Raw genomic sequence first — 15,215 nt, forward strand, 5'->3', positions numbered from 1 at the left:
AGGCCCTCTGGAGACCGCACGGCCTAGCGATGAGCAGCCTGGCGATGGAGAGTGACCCGCCCCTGTCGGCGGCGGCGCCCCGTAGGGCGCGCGTGTCCTTGACCGCGCGGGACTTTCTCACGCCTGTCTTCTACTACAAGCGCATCGCCATCATCGCCTTCCTGGTTCCGGTTCTGCTGGCGCTGGTCGCCGCGGTTCTGGCTAAGCCGGTCTACACAGCCCAGTCGCGGCTGCTGATCCTGTTGGGCAGCGAGTACACCTTCCGCAGCGGTGCGGCCGGCGACGAGCGGGTCAGTTTCGACCGCGCCCAGATCGTCAATGCCGAGATGGAGATTCTCCAGTCGCGCGAACTGCGCCTGCGCACCATCCGCGAGGTCGGGCTGGAGAAGATTTATCCCGGGACCGCTCCCACCCCCGCCGCCCTCGACCGCGCGGCCGAGCAACTGAGCCGCGATCTCGCCGTCCAGGCCATTCCGCAGTCGAACGTGGTCGAGGTCTCCCTGCGCAACCGCGAGCCGCGCGTCGCCGCCGAGGTGCTGGGCAAGCTGCTCGCGCTCTATGCCGAGCGCCGCCTGGAGGTCTTCCAGCAGGCCGACATCCAGGCAGTGGTCGAGCAGCGCGACAACCTGCGCCGCCGCCTGGACGAGATCGAAGGCAGCATCACGCGCTTCTCCGACGAACACAGCTTGTCGGACTATTCCCAGGACCTGATCGACGCCCAGGCGCAGAAGACCGCCCTGAGCGCCCAGATCCAGCAGTTCGACCAGCAGATCGCCTCGGCTCAGGCCCGCACTCGCCAGTATCGCGGCAGGAGCGCCGCCGCCCCTCAGGACATCGAACTGCAGTCCGACATCGGCCCCTCCATGGCGAGCCAGGACCTCAACCTGACCCTGCTGCGTCTGCAGGAACAGCGCCGCCAGGCCGTCGCAAAGTTCAAGGACGGCTACCCGCTCATCAAGGAGCTGGACGCCCAGATCGCCACCGTCCAGGCCGCCATCGCCGCCGCCCCCAAGCAGCAGCTCGAAGTGGTCCGTCGCGGCGCCAATCCCCTGCGGCAACAGTTCGACGCCGCCCTGGCCACCAATGAGAGCGAGGCCGCGGGTCTGTCCGTCGGCCGCCAGCGACTTGAGCAGAGCCTCCAGGCCGCCCAGGTCCGCGTCGACGAGCTAGTTGGCATCGGGCCTGTCTGGCGCGAACTGCTGCGCAACCGCAGCGTCATCGAGGCCGCCTATCAGGAGATCGCCAAACGGGCCGAGGACGCCCGGCTGGAGAGCATCTTCTCCCGCTCGCGCGCCAACGTGCGGGTGATCCAGGCGCCCGAAGCCCTACCGTCCGGCCACAGCGGGCGACTGACCATCCTGGCCATCGGCGTCCTGCTTGGCGCGGTCAGCGCCGCCGCTGGCGTGGTCATCGCCGCCACCTTCTCGCAGGTGATGATCTCCCCCGCCGATGTGGAGGCCAAACTGGAGCTGCCGACCCTGGCCGCGCCTCCCGCCATCGACGGCCAGAAGCCGCCCCACGTGCGCCTCGACCAGTTGCGCCCGGTCTTCCTCAGTCACGACGACAGCGGCTTTTTGATGCGCATTCTGGCCACGGTGGGCCGCGAGCATCACGCCCTGGTCCAGTTCATCGCCGCCAACACCGGCGAGGGGACATCCAGCCTCGCCCTAGACTTCGCCATCGCCGCCGCCCAGCGCAAGCAGCGCGTCCTGCTGCTCGACGTCGAGCCGGAAGGCGGCGGCGTGATCGGCCACCTGCGGTCGCAGGGCGCGACTCTGTCGGCCACGGAAACCGCCGGCGGCGTCATGCGCGTCGGCTCCAGCCGCCTCTACGTGGCTTCGACCCGCGGCCTGGACCTGTCGGAAGACCGGCTGTCCAGCGCGATCATCGCCGCCCGCAACAGCTTCGACCTGGTGGTCATGGCCGCGCCCGCCCTGCAACAATCCTATCTGGGGGTCACCCTTAGCGGCCTGTCCGATCTGACCGCCGTCGTCATCGAGGCCGAACAGACTCGCGCCGCCGTGGTCCGCAACCTGCTCGACAAGCTCGACGCCGCCGGCGCCGACGTGGCCGGCGCCATCCTCAACAAGCGTCGCTTCTACATTCCCCGCCTGATCTACGGCTGGCTCTAGGCGGGCTGCGCGGCGTAGGCGGCCGATAGCTGGCGATAAGCCCTGGAGCGGAAAGCCAGGATCGTCATCACCACCCCCAGCAGGCCAGCCAGGGTGAAGACCAGGGCCATGCCCCGCTCCGGCCCGCGTCCGTACCAGTCTCCGATCGCATCCGCTCCCGCGCCCGTCGTCATTAGGGGCACGAAGAGGAACTGGGTCAGCGGCCCGATGAGGAAAGCGGTGATGGGCGACGCCGCCTGCTCGATGGACTGGGCGAAGCCGAATACGCGCCCCTGACGCTCGAACGGCACCACCTTCTGCAGGGTCGTGTGTTCGGCCGCTTCGGCATAGGGGCCAAGGAGCAGCCAGATGAAGCAGCCCCCCGCCAGCAGGGGGATGGACGACTGCACGGTGAACACCGCCGCCACGGTCCAGGTGATCAGGTTGACCACGAGCAGGGTGCGCAGCGGATTGCGCCCCAGCCCCGTCTTGGCGATGATCAGCCCGCTCAGGATGAAGGCGCAGGACACCACGCCCCACAGCAGGCCCCAGGCCTCCACCCTCATCAGCGACAGGCCGTAGGCGTCCATCAGCGCCATGAAGACCCCGCCCAGCAGATTGTTCATGGCGGCGAAGAAGATCAGGGCGAAGAGGCCGGGCACCGCGGCCACCACCTTGATCGTGCCTTTCAGATCGACCTGCTTGGCGGGCTTGTCTCCGCCCTCATGAGGGGCGGGCTCCGGCTCCTGAAGGACCACGAAGGCAAGATGGATCATGGCCGCGACTGTGAAGCCCATGGCGCAAGCCAGCGTCGCCACCATCCCGCCTCGGGCGACAAGGAAGCCGCTGATCACGGAGGTGGTGAGAAAGCCGATCCCCGTGACCATGCCGACCAGCCCATTGACTTTGTCGCGGCGGTCCTCGGCGACCATCGCGGTCACCAGGGTCGGCAGGGCGATATTGCGCACGTTACCCGCGATCACTCCGATCATCACCACCACGATGAAACCCCACAGCAAGGGACCGTCGATCTGGGTCAGCTGTTCCGGCGGCGCAAGCAGGCACAGCGCAAGCGACAGGGCGTAGAAGATCAGCGAAATCAGGCTCGATCCCAGCATCGCCGTCTTCTTGCGATGATGATCGACCAGGCTGCCGAACCAGATTCCTGACGCGGCCGTCATCACCAGATAGACGCCGGCGATCATGCCGGTGGCGAAGACCGAGCGCGTCTCCAGATAGACCCAGAAGGTCAGGGCGAACCACACCGTGAAGTTTACGATGTTGGCCAGCAGGTTGTTTCCAAGAACGGCGTAGAACGGCCTCATGAACTTTCCCTGCGCGGCGTGATCGGCCCTCTGGTCGAATTTCTCGCGCCGGAAGGCAAGCCCATGTCGACGAACGCCTACGCGTCAGGGTCTGAAGTCACGCTCCTCGTAGTCGAACCAGGCGAAGTCCGCCGGGTGCGCCATGCCGCTCATGTCCTGACACGCCATGCCTACAAACGCCCCGGTGAAATTGGGTAGGCCGGGCGCGGTCGCCTCGTCCGACAGGATCGACGCGTCGAAGACCTGAGGCAGCCAGTTCCAGGTCTCGCCGTCCTGGCTCCAGGCGAAACGCAGCCGCTCGAAATCGACCTCGACGCGCAGATGCACCGGCCCCGCCGGCAGCCGAACAGGCGGTGTGAAGGCGTCGGCCTGCGGCGAGTCCGGTAGGGCCGACATCACCCGCAGGTGCTTGCCCGCGACCTCGTCATGGCTGACGTGCAGGTAGTGGAACTTGGTCCCGCCGTAGTAGCAGACCAGCCCCGCCGCCTGCTGGAAGTGCTCCGGCTCGAAATCCACCAGGGTCGCCGCCGAATAGCAGTGCGCCTGCTGTCGCCGCGCCACCAGCGCCTGGCGAAACTGGCTCCCGATGGTCTCGCGCCCGAACAGCCGCAGGCAACCGGGTCGCGCGCTGGTGCTGAACAGCTCCTCCGGAAACGGCGAACGCAACCACTGGAAATCGATTGGCAGGCCAGCCTCGAAGGTCGTGCGGACCGGCGTCGGCGGGAACGTAAGCGGCGGCAAATTCGGCGCCGGCGGGTTCAGTTCCGGCATGCCCTGACCGTCGGTCGTCCGCAGCCAGCCGTCATCGCCCCAGACCATCGGCTGGATCGCCGTCTCGCGCCCCAGCACACAGCGGCCCCGGTTGGGCAGCGGCCGTCCGCACAGATAAACCGCATAGGTTTCGCCGCTCTGCGTCTCCACCAGATCGGCGTGCCCGGCCCGCTGCAGCGGCGCATCCGGCCTCAGGCGCGAGGACAGGATGTAGGTGTCTGGATGCAGCGCGTACGGACCCAGCAGGTCCCGCGACCGCGCCATGGTCACGGCATGGTTCCAGCCCGTCCCGCCCTCGGCCGTGATCAGGTAGTACCAGCCGTCGCGTTTGTAGATATGCGGCGCCTCGGTCAGGCCCAGCGGCGTGCCCTCAAAGATGAGTTTGCGTTCGCCGATCAGCCGCTGCTCGGCCGGCGAATACTCTTGCGCCACGATGCCTGCGAAGCGGTTCCTCCCCGGCCGGTGATCCCACAGCATGTTGACCAGCCACTTGCGGCCGTCGTCGTCATGGAACAGCGACGGGTCGAACCCGCTGCTGTTCAGGAACACCGGATCCGACCATTCGCCATCGATGGTCGGCGAGGTGACGAGATAGTTGTGGAAGTCCCGCAGAGACGCCCCTGACGCCCCCGCCGTGGTCGTGCGGCCATAGCGCTTCACGTCGGTATAGATCAGGTGGAACAGCCCGTCGGCGTGGGTCAGGCACGGCGCCCACACCCCGCAGCTGTCCGGCGCGCCCAGCATGTTCAACTGGCTGGCCCGGTTGAGCGGCCGGCCGATCAGCCGCCAGTTCACCAGGTCGCGCGAGTGGTGGATCTGCACCCCCGGAAACCATTCGAAGGTGGAGGTGGCGATGTAGTAGTCGTCGCCCACGCGGACGATGGACGGGTCGGGATTGAATCCCGGCAGGATCGGATTGCGGATCACGGGTCAGCTCAGACGGTAAGGGGCGGGGGAACGGCGGTGGATTTCGGCGCGCGCGCCGGATCGCGGACCAGGGTCCACAGCAGCACGGCGCCGACAAGATCAAGCACGCCCAGGGCGATGAAGAACGGGTCGTAGCCGACTGTCGCCACCAGGCCCCCGATCATCAGCGAAAAGATCAGCACCCCGAAATTGCCGAAGGTGCCGGCCATGCCTGCGACCGTGGCCACCTCGCTCTTGCGGAACAGGTCCGACGACATGGTGATCACCGTCACCGACAGGGTCTGGTGCGCGAAGCCGCCTAGGCACAACAGGGCGATCGCCGCATAGGGGCTCTCCACTTGGCTGACGAAGGCCATGCCCATCATAAGCACCGCGCCCACCGTGAACGCTCCGCGTCGGGCGTTGATCAGGCTCACCCCACGCCGTTGCAGGAACAGGGCGACCGTCGGTCCGAACAGGCAGCCCAGGTCCGCCGCCACGAAGGGCAGCCAGGCGAACATGGCGATCTGCTTCAGGTCAAAGCCGCGCGCCGTGGCCAGATACAGGGGCGCCCAGAAGGCCAGGGTTCCCCACACAGGATCGGCCAGGAAGCGAGGCAGGGCGATGCCCCAGAAGTTGCGCTGCTTGAGGATATGGACCAGCGACGGCTTGCTGTCGGCCGCGCCCAGATGTTGCTCCTGCCCGGCGGCGATATAGTCGCGCTCCTCGTCCGACAGGCGCGGATGTTTGGTCGGCGGCTGGTAGAATTTCAGCCACATCGCCACCCAGAACAGGCCCATCACCCCGGTGACGACGAAGGCCGCCCGCCAGTTCCACGACAGGATCGCCCACGCCACCAGCGGCGGCGCCAGCATGGAGCCGACGGACGCGCCGATGTTGTAGACGCCCCCGGCCATGCCCCGCTCCTTGGCCGGGAACCACTCGGACACCGCCTTCATCCCCGCCGGGTTGGCCGAACCTTCCGCCAGGCCCAGCAGTCCGCGCAGGCCGGCCAGCATCGGCCAGTTGTTGGCCAGGCCGTGAGCCATGGTGATCAGCGACCAGGCCGTGGCGAACAGGGCGAATCCGGTCTTCAGCCCGATGACGTCCAGCACGTAGCCGCACACCGGCTGCAGCATGATTCCCAGTTGGAAGGCGGCCGTGATCCAGCCGTACTCCTTGGTGGTGATGTCCAGTTCAGTCAGCACGGTCGGCGCCGCCACCCCCAGGGTCGCGCGCGTCAGATAGTTGACGATCGCCCCCAGCATGATCAGTCCGATCATCCACCAGCGCAGGGCCTTTAGGGTCTTCATCGCCTTTTCCTCGCCTTGCGCCGTCTTACGCGGCATGTTCGCGTTACCGGTACCAAAGAAGCTTGATTGGTCTGACCTTGTAGTCCACAAAGTCTGACAATGCCCGGCGATAGACAAGGGCGAATAGGGAAACGACCCGCCAAGGCCAAAGGCCGGCGGACTAAGGAAGGGGAAGCATCCATGCTGACGCGCCGCGCCTGCCTGAGCCTATCCGCGGGATTGGCCGCCACGGGACTCTTGGGCCAAGTCCAGGCGCAGGAGCCTTCGCTTTCCCAGCTCGCCAAGGCCAAGGGCCTGCATTTCGGCACGGCTCTGGGGACCGGCCAGCCTTTCGAGGACGCCCGCTACCGCGACATCATCATTCGCGAATGCGGCATGATCGTCCCCGAGAACGAGCTGAAGTGGTACGTCCTGCGGCCCGACGACAAGACCTTCGCTTTCGAGCGCGCCGACCTCTTGGCCGCCTTCGCCAAGCAGAACGACATGGCCCTGCGCGGCCATTGTCTGCTGTGGCACCACCCGCGCTGGTTCCCCGCCTGGCTCAACGACTATGACTTCGGCCCAAACCCCGCCACCCGGGCCGAGGCGTTGCTGAGCGAACACATCCGCGCCGTCTGCGCCCGCTATCCGCAGATCGGCTCCTGGGACGTAGTCAACGAGGCGGTTAACGACGCCACCGGCGAGCTGCGCGAGACCTCGTTGTCCAAGGCCATGGGCCAGGGCGTGCTGGAAGCATCCTTCCACCTGGCCCGCCAAGCCGCCCCGAACGCCAAGCTGGCCTACAACGACTACATGGGCTGGAACGCGGGGGACGAGAAGCACCGCGCCGGCGTGCTGCGCCTCCTGGAGCGGCTGAAGAAGAACGGCGCCCCCGTCGATGTCTTTGGCGTGCAAGGCCATCTCGGCACAGGGCAGGGCGATCAGGCCACCGGCCAGGGCCCCCGACAGGAGCGGGAATGGCGCCGCTTCATCGATGAGGCCGTCGGCATGGGCTACGACCTCGCCCTCACCGAGTTCGACGTCAACGACAAGGACCTGCCCGCCGACCCCGCCATCCGCGACCGGATCGTGGCTGACGAGGCCAAGGCCTTCCTCGACGTGATGCTCAGCTATCCCCAGACCAAGGAAGTGCTCTGCTGGGGCATGATCGACAAGTACACTTGGCTGCAGGGCCACCAGCCCCGTCCCGACAAGCTGGAGAAGCGTGGAACCCCGTACGGTTCCGACTATCGGGCCAAGCCCCTGCGCGAAGCCATCGCCGCCGCCTTCCGCGCGGCTCCGGAGCGTAAGCCATGGGCCTGATTCACAAGCTGATCCTGACCGCCGCCCTGTCAGGCGCGGCCGTCGCGGCCCAGGCCGCCGAAGCGCGCTTCGACCGCTTCACCTATTCAGGGAACGACCCTGTCTATGCCACGGTGAAGCCTGGGCCGGGCGACTACCTCAACCCCATTCTGGCCGGCTTTTATCCCGACCCGTCGATCACCCAGGTGGGCGGCGACTACTATCTGATCAACTCGACCTTCGCCTACTTCCCCGGCATCCCGATCTTCCACAGCCGCGACCTCGTCAACTGGACCCAGATCGGCAACGCCATCGACCGGCCGGGCCAGCTCAAGTTCGACGGCCTGCGCACCTCGCGCGCGGTCTTCGCTCCGGCGATCGAGCATCACAACGGCGTCTTCTACATCGCCAACACCTGCATCGACTGCGGCGGCAATTTCATCGTCACGGCCAAGGATCCGGCCGGCCCGTGGTCCGATCCCATCTGGCTGCCGGAGTTCGACGGCATCGACCCGTCGCTGTTCTTCGACGAGGGCGGCAAGGTCTGGCTGGTCAATAACGGCCCGCCCGAAGGAACGCCTCTGTACGAAGGCCACCGGGCCATCTGGATCCAGGAGTTTGATCTGGCGGCCATTAAGCTGACCGGTCCCCGACGGGTGCTGGTCAATGGCGGCGTCGACCTGGCCAAGAAGCCGATCTGGGCCGAGGGCCCGCATATCTTCAAGCGCAACGGCTGGTACTATTTGATCGCTGCGGAGGGCGGCACGGCCGAAGACCATTCCCAGACGGTCTATCGCGCCCGCACCCTGGACGGGCCCTTCGTGCCGTGGGAGCGAAATCCGATCCTGACCCAGCGCCACCTGCCGGCGGATCGGCCCTTCCCGATCACCTCGGCCGGCCATGCGGACTTCGTGCAGGCCCCGGGCGGCGAATGGTGGACCATCTTCCTGGCCACCCGGCCCTATGCCGACGACCACTACAACACCGGTCGCGAGACCTTCCTGCTGCCGGTGACCTGGACCGACGATGACTGGCCGATGATCCTGGCCGGCGATGCGACGATCCCCGTGGTCCACAAGCGTCCCAACCTGCCGCCCCAGCCCGCGCCCAAGATTCCGACCCACGGCGACTTCACGGTCGTCGAGGATTTCGAAGGCAAGGCTCTGCCGCCCTACTGGCTGACCATCCGCACGCCGAAGACCGCCTGGTGGCGGCTGGATGGCGGCGCGCTCGCCCTGGATGCCCGCCCCGATGCGGTCGGCGACCTTTCGGCCCAGCCCTCCTTCTGGGGGCGTCGCCAGCAGCATACGAACATGACAGCGACCACGACGGTCCGCTTCACGCCGGAAAAGAACGGCGACAAGGCGGGCCTGCTCGCCATGCAGAGCGACGAGCACTTCTACTTCCTCGGCCTCGTTCGCGATGGCGGTCGTGACGTCGTGCGTCTGGAAAGGCGGTCGGGACAGGCCGCGCCCGTGGTCGTCGCCTCCGCCCCTGTCACCCTCGCGCCCGGCGCGCCGCTCGATCTGAAGGTCGAGGCGCGGGGCGGGACCTACGACTTTTCCTACGCCGCCCAGCCCGGTCGCTGGACCGTCCTCGCCAAGGACGCCGACGGCCGCATCCTCAGCACCAAGACAGCCGGCGGCTTCGTCGGCGTTCTCATCGGCCCCTATGCCCAATCGGGGCAGTAAGCACACTCAGATGGAGACCCGTTCCATGTCCCAAGCCACGAGCATGACCCGCCGCCATCTGGGCGTCAGCCTCGCCGCCCTGACCGTCGCCGCCGTCGGCCCGCGCGCCATGGCTGCCACGCCCCTGTACAAGGACCCCCGCCAGCCGGTGGACGCCCGGGTGAAAGACCTGCTCGGCCGCATGACCCTCGAGGAGAAGGCGGCCCAGCTAATCGGCATCTGGCTGACCAAGGCCAAGATCCAGAACGACAAGGGCGATTTCTCACCGGCCAACGCCACCCAGAACTTCCCGCACGGCCTGGGCCAGATCTCCCGCCCGTCCGACCGTCGCGGCGTCAAGCCGGTGACAGTGGTGGGCGCCGCCGCCGGCGCCGAGGCCGACAGCGTCAACCGCAACGCGCCGGAGACCGCGCGTTACATCAACACCGCTCAGAAGTGGGCGATGGAGAATACCCGTCTCGGCATCCCGATGCTGATGCACGACGAAGCGTTGCACGGTTACGTCGCCCGCGACGCCACAAGCTTCCCGCAGGCGATCGCGCTGGCCTCCACTTTCGACACAGGTTTGGTCGAACAGGTCTTCGCCTGCGCCGCCCGTGAGATGCGCGCCCGCGGCGCCAACATGGCCCTGGCCCCCGTGGTCGATGTGGCGCGCGATCCGCGCTGGGGTCGCATTGAGGAGACCTATGGCGAAGACCCGCATGTCTGCGCCGAGATCGGCCTGGCCGCCATTCGCGGCTTCCAGGGCACGACCCTGCCGCTGGCCAAGGACAAGGTGTTCGTCACCCTCAAGCACATGACTGGCCATGGTCAGCCTGAGAACGGCATCAATGTCGGCCCGGCCCAGATCGCCGAACGCACCCTGCGCGAGAACTTCTTCCCGCCCTTCGAGCGCGCGGTGAAAGAGCTGCCGGTGCGCTCGGTCATGCCCTCCTACAACGAGATCGACGGCGTACCCTCCCACGCCAGCCGTTGGCTGCTGACCGACATCCTGCGCACCGAATGGGGCTATCAGGGCTCGGTCCAGAGCGACTACTTCGCCATCAAGGAGCTGATTGATCGTCACAAGCTGACCGACCAGCTTTCGGACACGGCGGTGATGGCCATGAACGCCGGGGTCGATGTCGAGCTGCCGGACGGCGAGGCCTATGCCCTGATCCCCGAACTGGTCCGCTCGGGCCGCATCCCGCTCGCTCAGGTCGACGCCGCCGTGGCGCGTGTGCTGACCATGAAGTTCGAGGGCGGCCTGTTCGAAAATCCCTATGCCGACGAAAAGACCGCCGACGCCAAGACGGCGACGCCGCAGGCCGTGGCCCTCGCCCGCGAAGCCGCCCGCAAGGCGGTGATCCTGCTCAAGAACGACAAGGGCGTTCTGCCGCTGGACGGCAAGAAGCTCAAGCGCGTCGCCCTGCTGGGCACGCACGCCAAGGATACGCCGATCGGCGGCTACTCGGACATCCCGCGCCACGTGGTCTCGATCCACGAAGGCCTGACCGCCGAGGCCCAGGCCCAGGGCTTTACCCTGGACTACGCCGAGGCGGTGCGGATCACCGAGCAGCGCATTTGGGCCCAGGACGAGGTCAAGTTCGTCGACCCCGCTGTCAACGCCAAGCTGATCGCCGAGGCGGTCGAGGTGGCCAAGAAGGCCGACGTGGTGGTCATGGTCCTGGGCGACAACGAGCAGACCAGCCGCGAGGCCTGGGCCGACAATCATCTGGGCGACCGCGACAGCCTGGACCTGATCGGTCAGCAGAACGACCTGGCCAAGGCTATCTTCGATCTCGGCAAGCCGACCGTGGTCTTCCTGCTCAACGGCCGCCCCCTCTCCATCAACCTGCTGGCCGAGCGCGCCGACGCCATCATCGAGGGCTGGTACCTGGGCGAGCAGACCGGCTTCGCCGCCGCCGACATCCTGTTCGGCCGCGCCAATCCGGGCGGCAAGCTCCCGGTCAGCATCGCGCGCAACGTCGGCCAGCTGCCGATCTACTACAACCGCAAGCCCACGGCCCGCCGGGGCTATCTGCAGGGCGACACCACGCCCCTCTATCCGTTCGGCTTCGGCCTCAGCTACACGACCTTCGACATGTCCGCGCCCCGCCTCGCCAAGGCCAGGATCGGCATGGGCGAGAAGGTCCGGGTCGAGGTGGATGTGACCAACACCGGCCAGCGCGTCGGCGACGAGGTGGTCCAGCTCTACGTCTGCGACGTGGCCGCCTCGGTCACCCGTCCGCTGCTGGAGCTGAAGCACTTCAAGCGCGTCACCCTGGCCCCCGGCGCCAAGACCACCGTGGCCTTCGAGATCGCGCCGTCCGACCTGTGGTTCTGGAATCTTGAGATGAAGCGCGTGGTCGAGCCGGGCGACTTCACCATCATGGCCGGCCCCAACTCCGTGGATCTCAAGTCGACGACCCTGACGGTGGTCTGATGCTCCGCGTCCTTCTACTCGCCGGGGCGCTGGCCTGCGCGGCCATGTCCCCGACTCTGGCGCGCGCCTGCACGACGCCAGTGTCCGTCTGCGCCCAGGAAATCGCCGGCAGCTTTCCGCTGATCCGCGGCGGCCAGGCGGCGGGCGTCTATATCGACGCGGTCGCCGACCCGGCGGTCCGCCATGTGGCCGACAGCTTCGCCGCCGATCTCCAGCGTGTCGGCGGCAAGGCCGCTCCGCGCTTGACGGACGTGGCGCTGGCCAAGGGCGACCTCGTCATCATCGGCGTCCAGGGCGGCAGCCCCGTCATCGACGCCTTGGTCCGCGATGGGAAGATCAAGGCCGACGACCTCGCCGGCCAGTGGGAAGCCTATCGCCAGATCGTGGTCGAGCGTCCCTTCCCGAACGTGCCGCGCGCCCTGGTGATCGTCGGCTCCGACCGGCGCGGGGCGGTGTTCGGCGCCTATGACCTGTCGGAGAAAATGGGTGTCTCGCCCTGGCATTGGTTCGCGGACGTGCCGACTGAGCGCAAGGCGAACGTCTTCATCACCGCGGGCGAGCGATCCGACGCGCCCAAGGTTCGCTACCGCGGCTTCTTCATCAATGACGAGGACCCCGCCTTCGGGACCTGGTCCAAGAAGAAATTCGGCGGCGCCAACGCCGACATGTACCGCCATGTCTTCGAGCTGATGCTGCGTCTGAAGGGCAATTATCTGTGGCCCGCCATGTGGCAGCCGCGCGCCTTCAACGCCGACGATCCGCGCAACATGGTTCTGGCCGACGAGATGGGCGTGGTCATGGGGACCTCTCACCACGAACCCCTGACCCGCGCTCACGACGAATGGGGCCGGGCCAAGGCCGGCGCCTGGGACTACGCCAAGAACGGCGAGCAACTGCGCATCTTCTGGCGCGGCGGCGTCGAGCGGATGATGTCCAAGGGGAACGGTCAGCCTTACGAGAACCTCGTCACCATCGGCATGCGCGGCGACGGCGACGAAGCCATGAGCGAGGACACCGCCATCGGCCTGATGGAGACCATCGTCTCCGACCAGCGCAAGATCATCGCCGACGTCACTGGCAAACCGGCGGAAAAGACGCCCCAGGTCTGGGCCCTCTACAAGGAGGTTCAGGATTATTACGACCGCGGGATGAAGGTCCCCGACGACGTCATCCTGCTGTTCGCGGACGACAACTGGGGCCAGGTCCGCCGCCTGCCGACCAGCGATTCGGATCGGGCCGGCGGCTACGGCGTCTATTACCACTTCGACTATGTGGGGGCGCCACGGAACTACAAGTGGCTCAATACCGTCCAGAACGAGAAGACCTGGCAGCAGATGGACCTCGCCTACGCCAAGGGCGCGCGGGCCCTGTGGATCGTCAATGTCGGCGACATCAAGCCTATGGAGTTCCCGCTCAGCTTCTTCATGAAGCAGGCTTGGAATCCCGAGGCCATGACGCCCGAGGCCCTGGCCCGCTATCCGCAAGACTGGGCGCGTGACGCCTTCGGGCCGGCCCAAGCCGCCAGGATCGGCGACATCCTAACCCGCTACGGCCAACTCGCCGCGCGCCGCAAGCCCGAGCTGATCAACGCCGGCAGCTTCCCCCTGGGTCCGGACGGCGACGCTATGGATGGCGGCGAGTTCGGGATCATGATCGACGAGTGGCGCGCCCTCAAAGCCGACGTCGCCAAGGCGAAGGCCGCGATCACCCCGGCCCAGTCGGACGCCTTCTTCCAGCTGGTCGAGCATCCGGTCGCCGCTCTGTCCAACCTGTACGAGCTCTACTACGCCGTGGCCTGGAACCAGCGCCTGGCGCCCAAGAGCGACCCCCGCGCCGACGCCTTCGCCGATCAGGCTGAGGCCGCCTTCGCCCGAGACCAGCAGATCGCCGGCGCCTATCACGCCCTGGGCGGCGGCAAGTGGGACGGCATGATGCTTCAGACCCACATCGGCTACACCAACTGGCAGCAGCCGCCCGCCAATGTCATGCCCAAGGTCCAGCGCGTGGGCGGAGCGGCCAAGCCGATCGTCTTCGCCAAGCCGACGCCCGTATCGGCGCCCGGCGTCGCGGCCATCGAGGCGCCGCGGTTCACGCGGGCCGTCGGCGGCCAGGGCCTGGAGTGGACGGTGATCCCGCACCTTGGCCGGACCCTAGGCTCGGTGGTCGCTCTGCCTCAGGGCCGCGCCCCGACCACCCAGGCCGACGGCGTGCGCCTGGAATACGAAACCTCCGTGGCTCAGGCCGGCGATCTGACGGTCGAGCTCTACCTGTCTCCGACCCTGGACGTCACGGGCAAGACCAGCCTACGGCTCGGCGTCTCCATCGACGACGGCCCCATGCAGGTCCTGACCGATCGCCTGCTGCCCGCGCCCACCGACACCCGCACGCAAGAGCAGCGCGACTGGAACAAGGCGGTCGAGGACAACGCCCGCGTGGTGCGCGCCAGCTTCCCCGGCGTCGCGGCCGGCAAGCATGTGGTCAAGGTCTGGCGCCTCGACGACAACGTGGTGCTGCAAAAGCTGGTGATCGGGACGGGAGGGTTCCCCGCCTCCTATCTCGGCGTGGCGGCGCGCTAGATCGCGACCCGCTTGGCGATGGCGCTGCGGCGGGCCGTGGTTTCCTGCTGGGCCTTCTGCAGGGCCTCGGTCTCGGTGGCGTGCAGCAGGTGTTCGATCACCCGCTCCAGGTGATCGCGCATGGCCTGGCGGGCGGCCACGGGATCCCGGGCCCGCAGGGCGTCCAGCACCCGCCGGTGCTCATTGGCTCGCGGCTCCAGGCCCAGGCCACGAGCGCGGACCAGGATGTTGCGAGCCAGGGGCGAGCGGTTGCGCAGCTCCCACAGGTTCTCGACCGTGGCCGCGATGGCTCCGTTTCCCGTGGCCCGGGCGATCAGCAGGTGGAAGTCGCGGTCGGCGTCCTCGCCCTTGATTTCCTCTTGCGAGGTCATCAGGGCCAGCAGGCGCTCCAACTCCGCCAGGTCTTCGTCGTCGATGGTGGTGGCGGCCAGGGCCGCGGCCTCGCCCTCGAACAGGCGGCGCGCCTCGATCAGCTCGAAGGCGCCGATCTCGAAGTCCCAGGACGTGGTCATCGGCCGCGAACCGCCGGTGACATAGATGCCCAGGCCGTGGCGGGCCTCGACCATGCCCAGCATTTCCAGGGCGATCATCGCCTCGCGAAGCGTGGGGCGGCTGACGCCGAACTGCTCGGCCAGCTCACGCTCCGTCGGCAGGCGGTCGCCCACCTTGTAGGCCCCGCTCTCGATCGCCTCGGCGATGGCGTCTGCGATGCGGCGGTAAAGCTTGTTGCTGGCGGTCATGTGCGATTCGGCGACGAGGTAAGACGACTGCACCTAGCATAGGTCAGCTTTCTCTTCCCCGCCAATGCGGCCTCAT

Annotated in this window: 9 protein-coding genes; 5 read left to right on the plus strand and 4 right to left on the minus strand. The window is 67.4% G+C overall.

The genetic code is table 11. The annotated features are described in order from the left end of the window. Positions 1 to 98 precede the first annotated feature (98 nt). Positions 99 to 2,132 carry a GumC family protein gene (locus O5K31_RS02005; protein ID WP_269715463.1) on the plus strand — a complete coding sequence of 678 codons (2,034 nt, stop codon included), beginning with the start codon at positions 99 to 101 and terminating at the stop codon, positions 2,130 to 2,132. Here O5K31_RS02005 and O5K31_RS02010 read toward each other — a convergent pair. The 3 genes from O5K31_RS02010 to O5K31_RS02020 all read right to left on the minus strand — a co-directional run bounded on the left by O5K31_RS02010 (position 2,129) and on the right by O5K31_RS02020 (position 6,462). After that, entirely contained in the window at positions 2,129 to 3,436 is a 1,308-nt protein-coding gene (locus O5K31_RS02010) for an MFS transporter (protein ID WP_269715464.1), read from the minus strand. The genes O5K31_RS02005 and O5K31_RS02010 overlap by 4 nt on opposite strands. Before the next feature lie 84 nt (positions 3,437 to 3,520). Then, positions 3,521 to 5,134, minus strand: a complete 1,614-nt coding sequence (locus O5K31_RS02015) for a glycoside hydrolase family 43 protein (RefSeq protein ID WP_269715465.1) — start codon at positions 5,132 to 5,134, stop codon at positions 3,521 to 3,523. Positions 5,135 to 5,142: 8 nt separating this feature from the next. Continuing rightward, positions 5,143 to 6,462 carry an MFS transporter gene (locus tag O5K31_RS02020; RefSeq protein ID WP_269715466.1) on the minus strand — a complete coding sequence of 440 codons (1,320 nt, stop codon included), beginning with the start codon at positions 6,460 to 6,462 and terminating at the stop codon, positions 5,143 to 5,145. A gap of 144 nt (positions 6,463 to 6,606) precedes the next feature. Here O5K31_RS02020 and O5K31_RS02025 point away from each other — a divergent pair, with 144 nt between their 5' ends. The 4 genes from O5K31_RS02025 to O5K31_RS02040 are packed head-to-tail and all read left to right on the plus strand — an operon-like array spanning position 6,607 to position 14,399. After that, entirely contained in the window at positions 6,607 to 7,728 is a 1,122-nt protein-coding gene (locus O5K31_RS02025) for an endo-1,4-beta-xylanase (RefSeq protein WP_269715467.1), read from the plus strand. Then, complete coding sequence (locus O5K31_RS02030; protein WP_269715468.1) at positions 7,719 to 9,398, plus strand: glycoside hydrolase family 43 protein; 1,680 nt, start codon at positions 7,719 to 7,721, stop codon at positions 9,396 to 9,398. Before O5K31_RS02025 ends, O5K31_RS02030 begins: the two co-directional genes overlap by 10 nt. A 25-nt stretch (positions 9,399 to 9,423) precedes the next feature. After that, positions 9,424 to 11,823, plus strand: coding sequence for a glycoside hydrolase family 3 N-terminal domain-containing protein (locus O5K31_RS02035; protein WP_269715469.1), 2,400 nt, complete (start codon positions 9,424 to 9,426; stop codon positions 11,821 to 11,823). Beyond that, positions 11,823 to 14,399, plus strand: coding sequence for a glycosyl hydrolase 115 family protein (locus O5K31_RS02040; protein ID WP_269715470.1), 2,577 nt, complete (start codon positions 11,823 to 11,825; stop codon positions 14,397 to 14,399). The genes O5K31_RS02035 and O5K31_RS02040 overlap by 1 nt, the downstream gene beginning before the upstream one ends. Here O5K31_RS02040 and O5K31_RS02045 read toward each other — a convergent pair. Continuing rightward, on the minus strand, positions 14,396 to 15,139 hold the full coding sequence (locus O5K31_RS02045; RefSeq protein ID WP_269715471.1) for a FadR/GntR family transcriptional regulator: 744 nt from the start codon (positions 15,137 to 15,139) through the stop codon (positions 14,396 to 14,398). The two genes, O5K31_RS02040 and O5K31_RS02045, sit on opposite strands and share 4 nt — an antisense overlap. Positions 15,140 to 15,215: the final 76 nt, after the last annotated feature.

Source organism: Caulobacter sp. NIBR2454 (genome assembly GCF_027474405.1).
Lineage (GTDB): Bacteria > Pseudomonadota > Alphaproteobacteria > Caulobacterales > Caulobacteraceae > Caulobacter.